Annotated in this window: 17 protein-coding genes; 9 read left to right on the forward strand and 8 right to left on the reverse strand. The window is 70.8% G+C overall.

The window, feature by feature from the left end; genetic code table 11:
- Positions 1-12 precede the first annotated feature (12 nt).
- Entirely contained in the window at positions 13-618 is a 606-nt protein-coding gene (locus tag OG496_RS05155; protein WP_405976563.1) for a TetR-like C-terminal domain-containing protein, read from the reverse strand.
- On the opposite strand from OG496_RS05155, the gene OG496_RS05160 reads away from it, so the two are divergent.
- A complete protein-coding gene (locus tag OG496_RS05160) occupies positions 599-1003 on the forward strand; it encodes a DUF3592 domain-containing protein (protein ID WP_405969768.1) in 405 nt (134 codons plus the stop codon). The genes OG496_RS05155 and OG496_RS05160 overlap by 20 nt on opposite strands.
- A gap of 37 nt (positions 1004-1040) precedes the next feature.
- Complete coding sequence (locus OG496_RS05165; RefSeq protein ID WP_405969769.1) at positions 1041-1292, forward strand: FHA domain-containing protein; 252 nt, start codon at positions 1041-1043, stop codon at positions 1290-1292.
- A 39-nt stretch (positions 1293-1331) separates the two neighbouring features.
- Here OG496_RS05165 and OG496_RS05170 read toward each other — a convergent pair whose 3' ends face one another.
- The gene (locus OG496_RS05170) at positions 1332-3302 is read right to left on the reverse strand and encodes a potassium transporter Kup (RefSeq protein WP_405969770.1); all 1971 of its coding nucleotides are present in this window, start codon (positions 3300-3302) and stop codon (positions 1332-1334) included.
- A 169-nt stretch (positions 3303-3471) separates the two neighbouring features.
- Positions 3472-4590 carry an FAD-dependent oxidoreductase gene (locus OG496_RS05175; RefSeq protein WP_405969771.1) on the reverse strand — a complete coding sequence of 373 codons (1119 nt, stop codon included), beginning with the start codon at positions 4588-4590 and terminating at the stop codon, positions 3472-3474.
- Positions 4591-4643: 53 nt separating this feature from the next.
- Here OG496_RS05175 and OG496_RS05180 point away from each other — a divergent pair, with 53 nt between their 5' ends.
- The gene (locus tag OG496_RS05180; RefSeq protein WP_405969772.1) at positions 4644-5336 is read left to right on the forward strand and encodes a TetR/AcrR family transcriptional regulator; all 693 of its coding nucleotides are present in this window, start codon (positions 4644-4646) and stop codon (positions 5334-5336) included.
- A gap of 3 nt (positions 5337-5339) precedes the next feature.
- Here the strand turns inward: OG496_RS05180 and OG496_RS05185 are convergent, their stop codons facing one another.
- From OG496_RS05185 to OG496_RS05195, 3 genes are read right to left on the reverse strand one after another with little or no spacing between them, the layout of a single operon-like run.
- A complete protein-coding gene (locus tag OG496_RS05185) occupies positions 5340-5489 on the reverse strand; it encodes a hypothetical protein (RefSeq protein ID WP_405969773.1) in 150 nt (49 codons plus the stop codon).
- 16 nt (positions 5490-5505) lie between these two features.
- Positions 5506-6159, reverse strand: a complete 654-nt coding sequence (locus OG496_RS05190; protein WP_405969774.1) for a CatB-related O-acetyltransferase — start codon at positions 6157-6159, stop codon at positions 5506-5508.
- 29 nt (positions 6160-6188) lie between these two features.
- Positions 6189-7730, reverse strand: coding sequence for an FAD-dependent monooxygenase (locus OG496_RS05195; RefSeq protein WP_405969775.1), 1542 nt, complete (start codon positions 7728-7730; stop codon positions 6189-6191).
- Between the two features lie 107 nt (positions 7731-7837).
- Between OG496_RS05195 and OG496_RS05200 the strand changes: the two genes are divergently transcribed.
- Entirely contained in the window at positions 7838-8413 is a 576-nt protein-coding gene (locus tag OG496_RS05200) for a TetR/AcrR family transcriptional regulator (RefSeq protein WP_405969776.1), read from the forward strand.
- A 24-nt stretch (positions 8414-8437) separates the two neighbouring features.
- Positions 8438-8872 carry a VOC family protein gene (locus OG496_RS05205; protein ID WP_405969777.1) on the forward strand — a complete coding sequence of 145 codons (435 nt, stop codon included), beginning with the start codon at positions 8438-8440 and terminating at the stop codon, positions 8870-8872.
- Positions 8873-8900: 28 nt separating this feature from the next.
- On the opposite strand, the gene OG496_RS05210 is transcribed toward OG496_RS05205, so the two are convergent.
- Positions 8901-13166, reverse strand: a complete 4266-nt coding sequence (locus tag OG496_RS05210; protein ID WP_405969778.1) for a CHAT domain-containing tetratricopeptide repeat protein — start codon at positions 13164-13166, stop codon at positions 8901-8903.
- A 43-nt stretch (positions 13167-13209) separates the two neighbouring features.
- On the opposite strand from OG496_RS05210, the gene OG496_RS05215 reads away from it, so the two are divergent.
- The 4 genes from OG496_RS05215 to OG496_RS05230 all read left to right on the forward strand — a co-directional run bounded on the left by OG496_RS05215 (position 13210) and on the right by OG496_RS05230 (position 16239).
- Entirely contained in the window at positions 13210-13554 is a 345-nt protein-coding gene (locus OG496_RS05215) for a hypothetical protein (protein WP_405969779.1), read from the forward strand.
- 5 nt (positions 13555-13559) lie between these two features.
- Positions 13560-14471, forward strand: a complete 912-nt coding sequence (locus OG496_RS05220; RefSeq protein ID WP_405969780.1) for a hypothetical protein — start codon at positions 13560-13562, stop codon at positions 14469-14471.
- A 299-nt stretch (positions 14472-14770) separates the two neighbouring features.
- Positions 14771-15724, forward strand: a complete 954-nt coding sequence (locus tag OG496_RS05225; RefSeq protein ID WP_405969781.1) for a serine protein kinase RIO — start codon at positions 14771-14773, stop codon at positions 15722-15724.
- 164 nt (positions 15725-15888) lie between these two features.
- A complete protein-coding gene (locus tag OG496_RS05230; protein WP_405969782.1) occupies positions 15889-16239 on the forward strand; it encodes a DUF488 domain-containing protein in 351 nt (116 codons plus the stop codon).
- Positions 16240-16269: 30 nt separating this feature from the next.
- Here the strand turns inward: OG496_RS05230 and OG496_RS05235 are convergent, their stop codons facing one another.
- Complete coding sequence (locus tag OG496_RS05235; protein ID WP_405969783.1) at positions 16270-17943, reverse strand: FAD-binding dehydrogenase; 1674 nt, start codon at positions 17941-17943, stop codon at positions 16270-16272.

Raw genomic sequence — 17943 nt, forward strand, 5'->3', positions numbered from 1 at the left:
CCACCCCGTGATTCAGATCGGGCCGACACCTCCGCAGGCGAACTGGGAATCGCGGCACAGCCAGTCGGGCTCGCGGAGTCTCGCGATGGAGCTGATGAGCTCTACCTCGGATTGGGCGAGGTCCGGCCACGGGAACTCATAACCGTTGCGCAGCAGAACATAGCCGTGCATGGCTGCCCACAATTGTGTCGCGGTGGACAGAACGTTTCTCACGCCGGAGGATCCGTCGGCGATGCAGAGTCGGACGCCGTCCATGAGGTAGGCGAACGGCCCGGCGTCTGGGTTGCGGTTGTCCGGCTTGTTCGGCTTGTCCGCGGGGGTGGTGCGGGGTTCCGCTCCGCGAAGGAGCCGGTTGCGCTGGAAGAGCAGTCCGTACAGATTCGGGTTGTCGACCCCGAACGCCATGTAGGCGCGGCAGCCCGCGATGAGCCGGCTCCGAGGCGTCCGGCAAAGGTAATTCCCTGTGAACTGTTCGCAGGGTCCGTGGAGGGGCGGCCAAGGACCACGATCAGCGGACCAACCAGGCACCGACGCCGCGTAGTTACGATCGTGTCGAGATCCTGCCCGGCGAAATGACGATCGCGGAGGGAGACCACGCATGCCGCAAGGAGCCGCCATCGCGATGGCCGGACTCACCGGCGTGAGCGGCGCGGTCGCGCTACTGACGGGCCTCGTCGGCCTACGGAGGATCCGGCGTCTGCGCCGTGCGGGCGTGGACGTGTGGGCAATGGTCAAGCGCACCGGCCCAGTTGGTGATGCCGACCACCCACGACCCCTGCTCCAGTTCACGACGAAGGACGGCCGGGTCATGGAGGTCGGTTCGCCGGCGCCCGCGTCCAAGCGTCGCCCTCTGGCCGGAGGCAGCCACGTGCTCGTCCGGTACGACCCCGACGATCCGCGCGAGTTGGTCCTGTACGGACATGAACGGACGTCCTGGGAGTACGCGTTCACGGGCCTGGGCGCCGTCTTCCTTCTCGTGAGCACGGGCCTGCTCCTCGGTTAGCCAGGGGATCGCGGGTGGACACCCGCTGAACAGACCGTTGGCCGCCGGTACTTCTGCCATCCGCCCCCGGAACTTCCCCGGCACTCCCCCGCGTTCGAGCCACAGGAGTGGCCCTCGCGGCCAGCGCGGCGCGGGCCGCTCCTGGTCCCTCATCGCCAAGGGCTCCGCCAACGGCACCACGGTGAACGGCGCCGATGGCCCCATCTCCCCTTACGTGCCGGTGCCGTTGAAGCACGGTGACCGCGTACACGTAGCCCTTTGGACGACGATCACCCTCCACCGGGACTGAACCGCACCCGCGCCGGCGGGCCGTGGACGACAGGCCTGTCTACACCTCGATGTGCCAGCCCATGATGATCGTCCGGTCGCGGGGCAGGCCGAAGTGCTCGGCGGCGTCGGCCGTGATGTGGGAGGTGGCGATGAACAGCCGTTTGCGCCAGGGGGCCATCGTCGGTGCCGGGCCGCGCCGTAGCTCGATCGTCGACAGGAAGTAGGACGCCTGGTCGAGCAGCAACGGCCCCTCGGTGTCGGCCGGGTCGAGCATCGCCAGCGTGGCGGGCACGTCCGGTGTCTCCATGTAGCCGAACCGGGCGGTGACGTGGATGATCCCGTCATCGGCGTAGCCGAGGCCGTCGACGACGATCCGCCGGTCGGCCGGGACGCGGGGCACGGGTTCGGTCTCGATGGACAGGATCACGACCTGCTCGTGCCGTACGTGGTTGAGTTCCACGTTGGCCCGCATGGCCAGAGGCGCCGTCTGCTTGCTCCGGTTGAGGAAGACCGCCGTACCGGGAACCTGGAGCACCGGCCGCTCCCCGCCGCGGAGTCGGTCGACGAACTCGCGCAGGGAGCCCTCGTGTTCCGCGCGTTCGGCGGTGACGACCTCGCGGCCGCGCTGCCAGGTCGTCATGACGGTGAACGCGGTGATGCCGATCAGCAGCGGCAGCCACGCGCCGTGGACGAGCTTGGTCAGGTTGGCCGCCACGAACAGCAGGTCCACGGAGAGCAGCAGGGTCGCGCCGGTGGCGATCAGCCACATGGGCGTGCCCCATTTCGCGCGGGCGACGTAGAAGAAGAGCAGGGTCGTGATGGTGATGGTGCCGGTGACCGCCATGCCGAACGCGAAGGCCAGTGCGGCGGAGCTGCGGAACGCGAAGACCAGGGTGAGGACCGAGACCATGAGCAGCCAGTTGATCCAGGGGACGTAGATCTGGCCGATGGTGGACTCGGAGGTGTGCGCGATCCGCAGCCTCGGGAGATAGCCGAGCTGGGCCGCCTGGGAGGCGACCGAGTACGCGCCGGTGATCACGGCCTGGGAGGCGATCACCGTGGCCGCCGTGGCCAGCAGGACCATCGGCCAGCGTCCCCAGTGGGGCACGAGCAGGAAGAACGGGCTGCTGATGTTGTCCGGGTCGGCGAGGATCAGCGCGCCCTGGCCGAAGTAGCTCAGGATGCAGGCGGGGAAGACGAGGAGCAGCCAGGCGCGGGTGATGGCCCGGCGGCCGAAGTGCCCCATGTCCGCGTAGAGGGCCTCCGCGCCGGTGACCGCGAGCACGACCGCGGCGAGCGCGAAGAAGGCGGTGCCGAAGTGGCCGAAGAGAAAGCCCAGGGCATAACTCGGCCACAGCGCACGGAGAATGGCCGGGTGATCGGCGATGCCTACGACGCCGCACGCGCCGATGGCCACGAACCACAGGATCATGATCGGCCCGAACACCCGCCCCACGGCCGCGGTCCCCCGCCGCTGCACCAGGAACAGCAGCACGATGATCACCGCCGTGATGGGCACGACCGCGTCGCCCAGCGACGGTTCGACGACCTTGAGCCCCTCGACCGCGGACAGCACCGAGATCGCCGGGGTGATCATGCTGTCGCCGAAGAAGAGCGAGGCACCGAAGATACCCAGCCCGGTCAGTACGACGGCAGCGCGCCGCCCCCGCTGTGAACTCCACTGCCGCACCAGGGTGATGAGCGCCATGATGCCGCCCTCACCCTCGTTGTCGGCACGCATCGCCAGCAGCACGTAGGTGACCGTGACGATGACCATCACCGACCAGAAGACCAGCGACACCACCCCGTACACGTTCTGCGTGCTGACCGGGACCGGGTGCGGGTCGCTCGGGCTGAACACGGTCTGCAGGGTGTAGATCGGGCTGGTCCCGATGTCACCGAAGACCACCCCGAGGGCCCCGATGACCACCGCGAGCCGCACCGTGTCCCGCATGCTCGCGGGACGAGCCTCCGGCGGCCCCGCCGCGGACCCTTCGTCCGCTACGGCCCCGTGCCCACGCTCGGCCATGATGATCCTCCCTCTGCCGGACCGCGCTGCCGCAGGCCCGGTGCATCGGGGCGGACACTACCCATGCCCCGGCGCAATCGCCCGCAGGCACCCGCCACTTCGCCTGGAACCGTGTCGCGGCACGGACGAGGAGGTGATGGGCGGCGCCGGGTGCTTCCGCGCTGGGCGATCAGGACGGCTGGACCTGGTCGAAGAGAGCGAGGGCTTCGGCGGGGTCCGGGCTCACCAGGCGTTCCAGACCGGCCGTCGTGATCTTCGCCCACCTGCCGGCCCGCGCCCACATCCGCACCTCGAAGGCCCGGACGGCCTCGTCCAGATCCTCAGGGCCGGTGGCGATGGACTCGGCGAGCTCGGCGCCCTCCAGCAGCGCGAGGTTCGCGCCCACCCCCAACGGGGGCATCAGATGGGCGGCGTCGCCCAGCAGCGTCACCCCGGGGACGTGGGTCCAGGTGTGGGACACGGGCAGGACGTACAAGGGGCGGTGGACGAAAGCGGTGCCGTGGCGGAGGAGGTCGAGGACGGAAGCGGCCCAGCCGTCGAACAGAGCCAGCAGGCTCGATCGCACGGCCTCGACGTCGGCCAGGTCCAGGTCCGTGTGCCAGTCCAGCGGCGCACGGAATTTCGTGTACACCTTCACGTGGCCACCGCTGTTGCGCTGGGCGACGAGGCTTCGGTTCACGCCGTACACAGCCACGGAACCGTCGCCGATCAACCGGGCGAGGTCGGGGTGGCGGGTGTCGACGTCGTCGAGGGAGGTCTCGACCGAGGTGACGCCGGTGTAGTGCGGCGTCACCGACGAGACGGCCGGACGGACCCGGGACCAGGCGCCGTCCGCGCCGACCACGAGGTCGAACGTCTCCTGCCGTCCGTCGGCGAAATGGACCCGTACGCCGTCCCGGGCCCCCGGCACCACCTGCGTCACGCTCTGCCCCCACTGGATGTCGAGAGGACCGAGCAGCAGGTCACGGAGTTGCCCGCGGTCGATCTCGGGATTGGCCCGGTCGTCCGGACGGGGTCGCCAGTCGCGCAGGACGGTTCCGTCCGTGTCCAGGATGCGCATGGCCTGCCCCTCGGGACGGGACAGTTCCTGGAACTCCGCCAGCAGCCCCGCCTTGTCCAGCGCAAGCTGGCCCAGCCCTTCGTGCAGGTCCAAGGTGCCGCCCAGAGGGCGGGCGTCGGGGCCGGGATCACGTTCGAGGACGGCGGCGGGGTGACCATGGCGGTGCAGAACGCGGGCGAAGGCAAGACCGGCGGGGCCACTCCCGACCACAGCGATGCGATGTCTCATGTCGATACACCGTATTGCTTCGATACGACGCATCGCAACAGTACGATGTGAGCATGACTGTGTGGGACAGGCCGGAGCCGCCGACTCGCCCCGTGCCGCTGGACCGGGAGCGGATCGTCGCCGCCGCCATCGCGCTGGCCGACGAGGGCGGGCTGGAAGCGGTGTCCTTGCGCAAGGTCGCCGCCCGGCTGGAGGCCGGCCCGATGCGGCTGTACGGCTACATCGCCACCAAGGAGGAGCTGTTCGACCTCATGGTGGACGAGGTCCAGGCCGAGATCCTGCCCGAGGAACAGCCCGGTGACTGGCGGGAGGCGCTGCGCGTCCTCGCCCACCGCACCAGGCAGACCGCTCTCCGTCACCCATGGCTGGCCGACCTGCTCGGCGGCCGCCCGACCCTGGGCCCGAACGGCCTCGCCGTCACCGAGGCCACGCTGGCCGCCCTCGACGGCCTCGCCGACATCGACACCGTCATGCGTGCCGTGGAGACCGTCAGCGCCTACTTCACCGGCGCGATCAGACGCGAGATCGCGAACCTGCGGGCCGAGCGCGCCACGGGCCTGTCCAAGCGTGACTGGCAGCGCGCCCACGGCCCGCATGTGACAAGGATGTTGGCCACGGGCCGCTTCCCTGCGCTGGCCAAAGCGGTGCACGACGGCACGGACGTGGACGCCGAGGCATCCTTCGCGACCGGCCTGGACTGGGTCCTCGACGCCGTGGCGACCAGACTCACCCGACCGCAGACGTGACACTCAACTCCCGCCGCATGTGAGGCCGGCGTCGGCGAAGGCTGCCTCGATGCTTCCGGGGTCGAGCGGCGCCTCGGGATCGAGGTGGGTGAGCGGGACGGCGTGTTCGCGAAGCCAGTCGGTGAACGGGGCGCGGGGGGAAGCACGGGTCATGCGGGCGGCCCGGTTCTCAGTGCGGGAAGGGGCCGGGCGCTACGGCCTCCAGGTCGTCGACGGTGCCGGACATGACCGTGCGGAGATGTTCGGTGAGGTGTGGCAGCGGCCAGTCCCACCAGGCCAGCGCGAGGAGGCGCTCGATGTCGGCGTCGGTGTAGCGGCGGCGGATCAGCCGCGCGGGGTTGCCGCCGACGATGCCGTAGTCGGGAACGTCGTCGACGACGACGGAGCCGGAGGCGATGACCGCTCCGTGACCGATGCGGACGCCGGGCATCACCATGGTGCCGTAGCCGAACCAGACGTCGTTGCCCACGCTGGTGTCGCCCCGTCCGGGCAGACCGGTGATGAGGTCGAAGTGGTCGGCCCAGGAACCGCCCATGATCGGGAAGGGGAACGTCGAGGGGCCGTCCATCCGGTGGTTGGCGCCGTTCATGATGAACCGCACGCCCTCGCCCAGTGCGCAGAACTTCCCGATGACGAGCTTCTCGGGCCCGTAGTGGTAGAGGACGTTGCGGGTCTCGAAGGCCGTCGGCTCGCCGGAATCGTCGTAGTACGTGAACTCCCCGACCTCGATCAGCGGTGAGGTCACCAGTGGCTTGAGGAGTACGACCCGAGGCTGGTCCGGCATCGGATGCAGCAGGGTCGGGTCGGCGGGAACGGGCGGCATCTGTGATCGCTTTCTTTCCGGGGGGGGCGTCAGACGTCGGTCTCGGGGGCGCCGAACCAGCGGGTGAGCGCTTCGCGCAGCGCCGGTACGGCGTCGTCGGAAGAGTCGTCGACGGTCGCGGCCCAGGCGATGTGCGCGTCGGGCCGGATCAGGATGGCGTCGGCGGGGCGGTCGTCGGTCTTCGCGGTGTGGACGTCGACGCGGGAGCGCCAGCCCGCGGCCGCCCGGCGGAGATCCTCGCGGTCGGCGAGGTCGAGGAGGAGGGGGCGTGCGGTGTGCAGGAGGTCGCCGACGCCGGACGTTCCCCGGTCGCTGTGCAGGGTGAGGTCGGGGACGAACGCTCCGGCCAGCGGGTGGCGGCCGGATGGTCCGGGCATCGGGTAGCGGATGTCGGTTCCGGCGAGGAACGCCCCCAGGCGGCGCTGCGGCTGCTCGTCGGCGAGCAGTTCCTGGAAGACCTCGCGGAGTGCCTCGGCGGCCGGGTCGGTGCCGCGCCGCAGCGCCACTTGGGCCTGGGTGTGCAGCATGGTGCGCGCACCGGCCGAGTGCCGTTCGTCGTGGTAGGTGTCCAACAGGCCGTCGGGGGCCCGGCCGTGGATGTCGGCGGCCAGCTTCCAGGCCAGGTTGACCGCGTCGAGCATGCCGGCGTTGATGGCCACGCCGGTCGCCGGGAACAGATGTGCCGCGTCACCGGCCAGCAGGATCCGCCCTTTTCGGTAGTGCTCGGCCTGCCGGGCCTTGAAGGTGAAGCGCGACAGCCGGATCGCCTCGCGCACGGGGAGGTCCGTGCCCAGCACGCGACGGAGGCTGTCCTGGAACTCTGTCAGGGACATCGGGGTGTCGTCGTCGTACTCGTCGGCCTCGTCCTCGGTGGTGAAGAGGGAGACCACGGGTGAGTCGGGCGATGCGCCGACGCCCAGGAGACCGCGGTCCGTTGGCGTGAAGCCGCCGGGGACCGTGCCGTGGCCGGCGACGTCGAGATCGCCGTTGCCGAGCACGGTCACCGTGTCGGGAAAGGTGACCTGCGCCAGCCGGTTGACCTCCGGATAGGTGGTGCCGGGGAAGGCGATGCCCGCCCCGTCGCGGACCCGGCTGCGGGCGCCGTCGCAGCCCGCCAGGTACCGGGCCGTCACCCGGTACGGCCCGTCCGGGCCGAGCACCTCGGCGGTCACCGCCACCGCGTCCTGGTCGACCCCGGACACCTGGTGCCCGCGGCGGATCTCGACACCGAGTTCACCGGCGCGCTCGGCGAGCACGTCTTCGAGCCGCTGCTGCGGAAGCGGCAGGGCGTGCAGCGGTGGATCGGCGAGCCGGGTCAGATCGAGGTGGATACCTCCGAACGGGAACCGGGGCGCCGGGACTGGACCGGTGCAAGCGGCCTCGCATCGCTCCAACAGGCCCCGGTAGCGCAGGAGTTCCAGGATCCGTCCGCCGAGGCCACCGGCCTTCGCGGTGTCCCGGCGGTGCGCCTGACGCTCCAGCACCAGCGGGCGCACCCCGGCCAGGCTCAGTTCGCACGCCAGCATCAGCCCGGTCGGACCGGCTCCCACGACGATCACGTCGGCATCCATGCAACCTCCCCCGTCGGTACGGCCGTTGCCCTGCCGCGCCGTAAAGGAGAGTGCACGCATGGGCAGCTCGTCAAGAACGGCACGTGCCGTGTCGTTAGGGTGGCCGCATGACCGATCCCCTGCGTGGCGCCGGCCGGACCGAGGCCATCATGCGGACCACTCTGGAGCTGGGCCAGGAGATCGGCTACGCCAGGCTCAGCATCGAAGCGATCGCGGTCCGGGCCGGCGCGGGCAAGCACACCATCTACCGCAGGTGGCCGTCCAAGGGCGCCCTGTTCCTGGACTCCCTGCTCTCCCTGCACCAGTCCGACCTGGACCACCCCGACACGGGCGACATCGTCGCCGATCTGCGCACCCAGATCCGGTCGGCCATCGACCTGCTGGCCGACCCGCCCTTCGGCCCGCTGTACCAGGCCCTGGTCGGCGAGGCCCAGTACGACCCCCAGGTCGCCGCCGCCCTCAACGAGCGCTTCATCGCCCCGCAGGCCGAGTTGACCGTCGCCCGGCTTCGAAAGGCCCAGGACCAGGGGCAGTTGTCGCCCGACTTCGATCTGAGCCTGGCGATGGCGATTCTCTCCGGCCCGCTGTACTTCCAATTCCTGATCACGCAGGAGCCGTTGACCCACGAGTACGTGGACCGTGTCCTCCAGGCCCTCTTCACCGGCATGGGGAATCCCTCATGAACCCGACACCTGACCAGGAGAGTCATGACAAGCAGGTTCACCGAGTTGGTCGTCGACTGCCGTGATCCGGAGAGGCTCGCGGCCTTCTGGTGCGCGGTCCTGGACTTCACGGTGATCGACCGGACCGGGGGCAGGGTCGAGATCGGCTCCTGGGTACCGACCGCCGAGGACGTCCGGGCTCGCCAGATGCCGCCCACCCTGCAGTTCATCCAGGTACCCGAGGACAAGACCGTCAAGAACCGGCTCCACCTCGACGTCAGCCCGATCGACGGCAGCACGGAGGACGAGGTGAGCAGGTTGCTCGGCCTCGGCGCCACCACGACGGATGTGGGCCAGGGCTCGGATCGGAGCTGGGTGGTCATGGCCGATCCTGAGGGCAACGAGTTCGATGTGGTGCGGAGCCTGGCGCCGCGGGAGAACCAGGACACGTTCACCGGCACGGCGGTGAACACCCCGTAGCCGCCGCCGAGTTCAGGCCCGATCCGGGCTACGGCCCGCTGTGGATCAGGGACGCCCACAGGTGTGGCCGCCCGGAGTGTTCGGTGCGCAGCTGCCGGATGACGCGGTGGAGCACGATCGCCGCGTCGTCGGCGGACGGCGTGTCCGGCATCAGCCGGTAGAAGTGCTCGGCCGCGGCGGCCGCCACGTGGTCGTCCAGGGGCCAGAGGCTCGCTACGACGTGCCGGAACCCGGCCAGTTGGAACGCGGAGGCGAGGTGGATGGACTCGTCCGCGTGCCGCCTGCCGACGTGTCCGGTGGAGCACGCGGACAGGTAGGCCAGTTCGGCCTCGTGGAGGTCGAGGCGGCCGATCTCCGCGATGGACAGCACGCCGTCGTGGAGGTGGAGCCCGCCCTCGGACGGCGCGTCGGGGTCGGTGCCCGCGTGGCAGGCGAAGTGGGCCCAACTCGCCCTGGGGAGCGCGTCGGTCACACTGCCGGCGGTGGCCTGCTCGTTGGTGAGGAGCGGCATGTCGGGATGGGCGGCGTGCAGGCTCGCCGCCTCGGCGGCGGTGGCCGGCAGGTCCGGCAGACCCGGGGTCCGGTCGAGGGTGACGGTGAGCCGGCGCTGGGCCGTCGCGGCGGGGCGTCCTTGTGCACGGCCCAGGGTGCGCATGGTGGGCGTGTACGACGAGATCACCCGGTCGAGCGCCCCGGCGTCACCGGGGTGTCCGGCCGCGTGCAGCGGCAGCAGCGCGAGCGGCCCGGTCGGCATCCACCACACGCGGGGCAGTTCTCCGTCGGCCGGGCGGAGCCGGTCCTCGATCGCGTCGAGGACCGGCTCGACCGTCGTGTCCCACAGCCGGCCGAGCAGTTCCGTCAGCACGCGTTGGCAGCGCAGCTCGCCGGTGAACGAGCCGGCGTTGTGCGTCGCTTCCGTCAGCTCGGCGGCCCACGACTCGACGTCGGACAGGCGCAGTTCGGGCAGCGGCACCGGCAGCAGGGGGCCGTCGGCGGTGACGACGACGGCGTCGCACCGCTGCAGGCCGGCGTTGAGCAGCACGACCGCCTCGCCAGCGCCGGTCGGCCGCAGCCGGGTCCACCTCTGCGGGAGCAGGAACCGGTCCAGTCCCGGCAACCGGCGGATCTCCGCCAGTACGGCGTCGTGCTCGGCCCACAGCCGTTTGCGCCGGTCGACATGGTCGATGTGGTCGACGTCCTGACCGTCGGGCGTGGCCATGGCCGGGGGATCCGGCGCGTTGAGGGCATCGCGGACCCGGCTCAGCCGGCCGGCCAGTGCCGGGTGCTCGGCTTCGAGGTCGCCGAGGGGTGTCCGCAGCGCCAGCCGGGACGTCAGCAGGATCGACCGGCCCAGCTCGGCGGCCTGGACCGCGCCGCCCGGATCGTCGAGGGCACAGTGCACGGCGATCGTCTCGCCGACCAGTCCGTGGATCGCGCCGAGGTGGTACTCGTGGTCCGCCGAAGAGGTCTCCCGTGCCGCGACCAACGGCAGCAGCTCCACCGCCGTGTCGAACAGCAGCCGGGCGGTGTGCGGTTCGTCCAGTACGTAGGCGAGTCGGCCGACCACCCAGCAGGCGCGGAGCCGCTCCAGCGGGGGCGATGTCGTGGCCGCGAGCGCCTCCTCCGCGAGCCGGATGATCCGCGGCCGGTCGACGGTGCTGCCGCTGTCCCACCTCCTCGTGTGACAGATCGCGAGGAGGTAGATGCGTGAGGCCCGCCGGGGATGGTCGACGGGGGTTGCCGCGACGGTCCGTTCCGTGGCGTCGACGGCACGGTCGAGGTCGGACGGGTCGCCGGTCCGCTGGAACCGCAGCCGGTGGGTGTTGCCGAGGTTGAACAGATGCTGCGGGAGGAGCGGATCGTCCACGGGGACGGCGTCGGCCGCCTCCCGCGCCAGGTCGACCGCACGGTCCAGGTCGGCCGGATCGCCCGAGCGCCCGTACCGCGCCTGATAGGACCGTCCGAGGTTGTACAGGCGCAACAGTCGGTCGGGGTGGTCGGCGGGAGTGGCCGCGAGTGCCAGGAGCGTGCGGTCGATGGCGCTGTCGAGATCGGCGCCGCCGGCGGTCCGGCCGGACCGCGACAGGTAGGCGGTTCCGAGGTTGGACAGGTGCATCGCCCGGTTCGGGTGGTCGTCGGGCGTGGCGGCCACGGCCTGTTGGTGATGCGCGACGGCACGGTCCAGGTCAGGAAGGCTGCCGCTGTGCTCAAACCGTTGATGGAGGGCGGTACCAAGGTTGGACAGGCGCATCGCACGGTCCGGGTGATCGTCCGGCGTGGCGGCCACCGCACGCCTGCCGGCGTCGATGCCCGCGTCCAGGTCGGACATGTCTCCGGTGCGGGTGAGCCGGGACCAGAGGGCGACGCTGAGGTTGGACAGGTGCGTCGCCCGGTTCGGGTGGTCGTCGGGCGTGGCGGCCACGGCCTCTTCGTGAAGCGCGATCGCCCGGTCCAGATCGGCCACGTCCCCCAGCCGGTCGAACCGCCCGCGCAGGGTCGCCGCCAGATTGGACCGGGCCATCGCGCGGAAGGGGTGATCGGCCGGTGTGGCGACGACGGCGCGTTCCAGACTCTCTACGGCCCGGTGCACATCGGCGAGGTCCCCCTTCCGGTCCGACCGCGCGTCGTACGCGGCGCCCAGGTTGGACAGCCGGAGGGCGAGATCCGGATGGCCCTCGGGCGTGGCGGCAACGGCCTGTTCGTAGTGGCCGATCGACCGGTCCAAGTCGGCCACGTCCCCCCGCCGGTCGAACCGCGCCCCGTACACGATGCCGAGATTGGACAGGATCGTCGCGAACTCGCGGTGCCCCCGGGGCGCCGCGGCAGCGGCACGATCGAGGTGGCTGATCGCCCGGTCCAAGTCGGCCTGCTCCCCCAGCCGTTCGAACCGGGCGTGGTACGCCATGCCGAGGTTGGACACGTAGGTGGCGCCGTCGGAGGCGTTGTCCGGAGCGGCGGCCACCGACTGTTCGTAATACCCGATCGCCCGCTCCAGGTCGGCCAGGTTCCCCGTCCGCTCGAAGCGGTCGGTGTAGGCGGCGGCGAGGTTGGACAGGGCGGTCGCTCGGTGCGGGTTGCCGGTGTCGGCGGCGGCCTGTTCCCCGAAGCCGATGGACCGCTCCAGGTCCGCCGGACGGCCTGCCCGTCCGAACCGTGCCCAGTAGGAGGTGGCGAGGTTGGTCAGGGTCGTCGGCCGGTGAGGGGAATCGACGGGGGTGACCGCCATCGCCTGCTCACCGCTGTCGATGGAACGGTCCACATCCGAGAGGTGCCCGGTTCCCTCGAATCGCCGCATATAGCCCAGGGTGAGGTTGGCCAGAATCGTCGGCCGGTCACGGGAATCGACGGGAGTGACAGCCAACGCCCGCTCACCGTTGCCGATGGAACGGTCCAGGTCCGAGACGTGCCTTGTCTGCTCGAACCGCAGCAAGTAGCTGTTGCCGAGGTTGGTCAGGACGGTCGGCCGGTGCGGGAAATCGGCGGAGGCGACAGCCATGGCTTCCTCACCCCTGTCGATGGAACGGTCCAGATCCGAGGGCTGCCCGGTTCTCTGGAAGCGCAGCAAGCACCCCGTGGAGAGATTGGCCAAGGTTGTCGACCGGTGAGGAAACTCGGCAGAGGCGACAACGATCACCTGCTCGCCTCTATAGATGGAACGGTCCAGATCCGAAAGCTGCCCGGTCCGCTCGAAGCGCAGCAAGTAGCCCGAGGCGAGATCGGACAAGGCTGTCGTCCGGTGCGGCGAATCGGCGGAGGCGACAGCCATCACCCGCTCACCGATGTCGATGGAACGGTCCACATCCGAGAGCTGCCCTGTTTTCTGGAACCGCAGCAGGTAGCCCGTGCCGAGGGTGGCCAGGTGGAACGCGAGGTTCGGGTTGGCGCCGGGCACGCCGACAGCCCGCTCCCCGAGCTCGACGGCCCCGTCCAGATCCTCCGGGTGCCCGACCCGCCGAAACCGCAGGAGATGGGTGGCGCTCAGGTTGCCCAGGATCAGCGCGGTGTTGGGGTCGCCGTGGTGGAGGGCTGCTACGGCCTGTCGCCCGATGCCGATCGACCGGTCGGCGTCGGCCACCTGTCCCGTCAGCGCGTACAGCGCCCGATGGCACTCGGCGAGGTTGTACAGGCGGGTGGCGAGGCGCGGATGGTGATGCGGTGTCAGGGCGAGGATGCGCTGGAACAACGAGACGCAGGTGCCCAGTTGTGCCGTGTCACCGGCCCTGCTGGCCCGGTCCAACAGGTCGACCGCCTGCTGGTTCAGCAGCTCCGGATCGGGCTGGTGGTAGGAGGTCATCACCCATGAGACTATCGGCCGACTGGCGGAAGGAGGAGCCCTGGTGGACGCCGAACGATCGGCACTGACCACGCTGTGCCAGGAGTTCGAGGCGCTGATCGGCGAGACCGGGCTCCACTCCGCGGAACGTCAGGAACTGCTGGAACGGATCGTGGCCGAGGCACGGGCCCGGCGTCCGGTGCTCGCCCTGCTGGGCCAGTTGCTGAACACCGACCGTGAGACCACCCTGCGTACGCTCTCGACGGCGCTGCCGGGATCCGGGCCGGGCTTCGCCCGTCAGGAGACCTTCCGCTGCCCGGACGGCGCCTGCGACCGGACGGCGGTTCCGCTCCCGGCGGGTGCGATCCCGCGCTGCGCCGTCATGGGTCGGCCCCTGGAACGGGGGTAGCGCAAGTGGGCGGTTTCTTCGAGCAGTTGGCCAAGACGCTCGCCGACCGGTGGATCAGCCTGCTGGTGCTGCCGGGTGCGTTCTTCCTCGGCGCGGTGTGGCTGTCCGTCAACCTCGGCCAATCCGACGCGTGGAACGTCGCGTTGTCGGCCCGGCGGGTCGAGAACACCGCCGACACGGTCAGGGACCTGCCCAGCGGGGCGCAGGCACTCCTCGTCGTGGCCGTACTGGCGGCCGCCTCCGGTGTCGGCTTCGTCGTGCAGGCGCTGGCCGGAGTCACCCGGCGCGTCTGGCTGGGGCCGTGGCCCCGCCCGTTCGCCGCGGCCGCGACGGCGCGGACAGCGCGCAGGCGTGCCCGGTGGCACCAACTCCTGGAGGAACGCCGGGCGTTCGAAGCCGCGAGCCCGGGCACACGCACCCCCGAGCAGCAGCACCGGATCGACACCGCGGCCGAGCGCGTCACCCGGCTGGCCATGGCCGAACCGGGCAGGCCGACCTGGATGGGCGACCGGATCCACGCCGTGGAGTCCGTCGCGTACCACCGCTACGGCCTCGACCTGACCTACGGCTGGTCCCGGCTCTGGCTGGTCCTCCCCGACGCCGCACGCACCGAACTCACCGCCGCGCACTCGGCGTTCGCCGCCGCGGTCGCCACCGGAACCTGGGCCCTGCCCTACCTTCTACTCACCGTGGTGTGGTGGCCCGCCGTCCTGATCGCCGCGGGCATCGGCCTGACCGGATGGACCCGCGCCCGTTCCGCCGTAGCCGATCTCACCACCCTGACCGAGGCCACCCTCGACCTGCACGGCCGCACGCTGGCGGTCGCGCTGGGGGTCGGCGACCCCACGGAGGGCACCGGCCCGCTCACGATCGGCGAGGGCGAGCGCATCACCGACCTCGTGCGGAAGGGCCGCTAGCAGAACTCCGTTGCTGCGTAAGCGGGTTGACGCCGGATGGGCGGCGCGAGTCGACCCGGGCGATGACCGCAGCCGGGACGAGCCCGGTACGGAGGATCACGCCGGAAACCCGCGGCACCGCTGGGCCGCTCAACGTAGGCCGACTTAATTCGGTTGCCGCTCCCCGTGCCCGCCCCTCACCATGGGCGGGCCACCGGGAGCTGCCCGGTGCTCCACGAGAGGAGGCGCGACCGTGAACACGACTGTCCTCGGCCTGCCCGCCGACCGCCTCCCTCTCACCTCATGGAGCACCCTCAGCGATGTCTCGCAACGATGTCCCGCAGCACCCTCAGCACTCTCAACTCCCGGCGTTTCCTGACGCCTTCAGCACCGCCCCCTACCGCCACGTCCCGCCGCCGGGCGACGCGGTACCGGGCGACATCGACGACCGGTTCGTCTTCGACTTCCGTCCCTACGACGACCTCGCCGACGGCCAGCGCTGGTCGACCTGGCTCCGCGTCGAACCCCTCAGCCGAGGCCCCGAGCCGCTCCCGGACTGGGTGGTGACCTCGCAGGGCGCGATCGACACAGAGCTCGGCGTCCTCAAGACCGGCAAGGAGGCCGACGTCCACCTCGTCGAGCGCGCCGACCCGCGTGACCCCGCCCCCGGGGTCGTCATGGCGGCCAAGCGGTACCGCTCCCCCGAGCACCGGACCTTCCACCGCACCGCGTCCTACACCGAGGGCCGCTCGACGAAGCGCTCACGCGACGAACGGGCCCTCAAGCGGAAGAGTACCTTCGGCCGACAGGTCGCGGCCGGCGAGTGGGCGGTGTCCGAATGGGCCGCGCTGGTACGGCTCTGGAACCTCGGGCTGCCGGTCCCCTACCCGGTCCAGATCGACGGCACCGAGATCCTGATGGAGTGGATCACCGTCGTCGACGAGGACGGCACCGTCCAGACAGCGCCCCGGCTCGCCCAGACCCGCCCCTCACCCGAGCTGCTGGCGGCCTACTTCGAGCAGCTCACCGACGCGCTCGCGACGATGGTGCAGAACGGCCTCGTGCACGGCGACCTCTCGGCGTACAACATCCTGGCGGCGGGCGAACGGCTGGTCGTCATCGACCTGCCGCAGATCGTCGACCTGGTCGGCAACCTCAATGGGATGACCTTCCTCCAGCGCGACTGCGCCAACATCTGCGGCTGGTTCCGCTCCCGTGGCCTCGATGTCGACGAGCACGCACTGTTCGCGGAACTGATGTCACACGCTTTCTGAACCGGGCGGCCCGTGCCGCATCAGGCAACGTCCGCCATGTCGACGCCGGCGCGTGGGCGCAGGTCGTCGGCATGGCGGTTCCGCCGGACGATGTAGTGACGGACGCGGCTTCAGGACGCACACCGTAGGCTCACCGCACCATCGCCACCCGAGGGAGCCCGCCCGTGACCGTCCGCGTGCGTCGTGTCTACGATCCGCCCGAGCCGGAGGACGGCGTGCGCGTCATGGTCGACCGGCTGTGGCCGCGTGGCCTGTCCAAGGACGCGGCCCGGGTCGACGAGTGGCCCAAGGGGATCACCCCGTCGACCGAGCTGCGCCGCTGGTATCACGCGGGCGAGGGGGACTTCCAGGAGTTCAGCAGCCGTTACGAGGCCGAGCTCGCCGAGCCCGAGGCGGCTCAACTCCTGCACACCTTGCGGAACTTGGTCCGTATGGGACCGGTGACCCTGGTGACGGCGGTCAGGTCGCCGGAGCGGAGTCACGCCTCGGTGCTGGCCCGCCTCCTGGAGGGGTGAGGAGACGGGCCGTAGGGCCAAGAAGTACTGCTAGGCCGTCTGTTTCGCCGCCGCGCGGCCCGCCGCCCGGCCCGAGAAGAGGCAGCCGCCGAGGAACGTGCCTTCGAGGGCGTTGTAGCCGTGCACGCCACCGCCGCCGAAGCCGGCGACCTCACCCGCCGCGTACAGTCCGCCGATCGGCTTGCCGTCGGCGGCCAGGGCCCGGGAGTCCAGGTCCGTCTGGATGCCGCCGAGGGTCTTGCGGGTTAGGACGTGCAGCTTGACGCCGATCAGGGGGCCGGCCGCCGGGTCCAGGATGCGGTGCGGGGTGGCCACGCGGCCCAGGCGGTCGCCGATGTAGCGGCGGGCGTTGCGGATGCCCTGGACCTGGGAGTCCTTGCTGTAGGGGTTGGCCATCTGGAGGTCGCGGGCCTCGATCTGGCGCCGTACCACGGCCGCGTCCAGGAGGGGTTTGTCGGTCAACTGGTTCATCTTCTCGACCAGTTGCTCAAGGTTGCCCGCGGTCACGAAGTCCGCGCCCTTGCGCAGGAAGGCGTCCACCGGGCCCGGGGCGCCCTTGCCGAGGAGCCGGTCGCGCAGGACCGCCTTCTTGTCCTTGGCGGTGATGTCGGGGTTCTGCTCGGAGCCCGACAGCGCGAACTCCTTCTCGATGATCTTCTGGGTGAGGATGAACCAGGAGTGGTCGTGATCCGCCAAGTCCTCGGTGGTGCGCAGGTATTTGAGGGTGCTGAGAGTGTCGTAGCCCGGCAGGCACGGGTCGGGCAGGCGGCGGCCGAGGGCGTCGAACCACAGGGAGGAGGGGCCGGGCAGGATGCGGATGCCGTGGCCGGGCCAGACCGGGTCCCAGTTCTGCAGGCCCTCGGTGTAGTGCCACATGCGGTCGCGGTTGACGAGCCGTACGCCCGCCTCGGCGCTGATGTCGAGCATCCGGCCGTCGACGTAGGCCGGGACGCCGGTGACCATCTCGGCGGGCGGGGTGCCGAGGCGCTCGGGCCAGTACTCGCGGACGATGTCGTGGTTGGCACCGATGCCGCCGGTGGTGACGATCACGGCCTGCGCGGTGAGTTCGAACGCGCCGATCGCCTCGCGGCTGGAGGTGACGCCCCGGGCCGCGTTGTCCTCGGCGAGGACCGTGCCGCGGACGCCGCGCGCCTCGCCCTCCTCCACCACCAACTCGTCCACCTGGTGGCGGTAGTAGAAGGTGAGCAGTCCGTCGCGGGCGGCCTGCCTGGCGTAGTTCACGAAGGGTTCGACGACTCCGGTGCCGGTGCCCCAGGTGACGTGGAAGCGCGGGACGGAGTTGCCGTGTCCGTGGGCGCGCAGGTCGCCGCGTTCCGCCCAGCCGACCGTGGGCAGCAGCTTGATGCCGTGCCCGTCGAGCCAGGTCCGCTTCTCGCCGGCCGCGAACTCGACGTAGGCGCGCGCCCAGCGCACCGCCCACGAGTCCTCGTCGTCGACGCGGTCGAAGCCGGCGCTGCCCTGCCAGTCGTTCCAGGCCAGGTCGAAGGAGTCCTTGATGCCGAGGCGGCGCTGTTCCGGCGAGTCGACGAGGAACAGTCCGCCGAAGGACCAGAACGCCTGCCCGCCCAGGTTGTTGGCGTTCTCCTGGTCGACGAGCGCGACCCGGCGTCCCCGGCTGGTCAGTTCGTGGGCCGCGACCAGACCGGCCAGCCCGGCTCCGACGACGATGACGTCCGCATCCAT

This window comes from Streptomyces sp. NBC_00988 (genome assembly GCF_045162645.1).
Lineage (GTDB): Bacteria > Actinomycetota > Actinomycetes > Streptomycetales > Streptomycetaceae > Streptomyces.

Excerpts from the sequence above, each read along its gene's own strand:
- OG496_RS05170 (WP_405969770.1), bottom strand. The coding sequence starts at position 3,302 with ATGGCCGAGCGTGGGCACGGGGCCGTAGCGGACGAAGGGTCCGCGGCG.
- OG496_RS05225 (WP_405969781.1), top strand. The coding sequence starts at position 14,771 with ATGTCTCGCAACGATGTCCCGCAGCACCCTCAGCACTCTCAACTCCCG.
- OG496_RS05205 (WP_405969777.1), top strand. The coding sequence starts at position 8,438 with ATGACAAGCAGGTTCACCGAGTTGGTCGTCGACTGCCGTGATCCGGAG.
- OG496_RS05195 (WP_405969775.1), bottom strand. The coding sequence starts at position 7,730 with ATGGATGCCGACGTGATCGTCGTGGGAGCCGGTCCGACCGGGCTGATG.
- OG496_RS05160 (WP_405969768.1), top strand. The coding sequence starts at position 599 with ATGCCGCAAGGAGCCGCCATCGCGATGGCCGGACTCACCGGCGTGAGC.
- OG496_RS05180 (WP_405969772.1), top strand. The coding sequence starts at position 4,644 with ATGACTGTGTGGGACAGGCCGGAGCCGCCGACTCGCCCCGTGCCGCTG.
- OG496_RS05175 (WP_405969771.1), bottom strand. The coding sequence starts at position 4,590 with ATGAGACATCGCATCGCTGTGGTCGGGAGTGGCCCCGCCGGTCTTGCC.
- OG496_RS05185 (WP_405969773.1), bottom strand. The coding sequence starts at position 5,489 with ATGACCCGTGCTTCCCCCCGCGCCCCGTTCACCGACTGGCTTCGCGAA.
- OG496_RS05200 (WP_405969776.1), top strand. The coding sequence starts at position 7,838 with ATGACCGATCCCCTGCGTGGCGCCGGCCGGACCGAGGCCATCATGCGG.
- OG496_RS05235 (WP_405969783.1), bottom strand. The coding sequence starts at position 17,943 with ATGGATGCGGACGTCATCGTCGTCGGAGCCGGGCTGGCCGGTCTGGTC.
- OG496_RS05155 (WP_405976563.1), bottom strand. The coding sequence starts at position 618 with ATGGCGGCTCCTTGCGGCATGCGTGGTCTCCCTCCGCGATCGTCATTT.
- OG496_RS05210 (WP_405969778.1), bottom strand. The coding sequence starts at position 13,166 with ATGACCTCCTACCACCAGCCCGATCCGGAGCTGCTGAACCAGCAGGCG.
- OG496_RS05190 (WP_405969774.1), bottom strand. The coding sequence starts at position 6,159 with ATGCCGCCCGTTCCCGCCGACCCGACCCTGCTGCATCCGATGCCGGAC.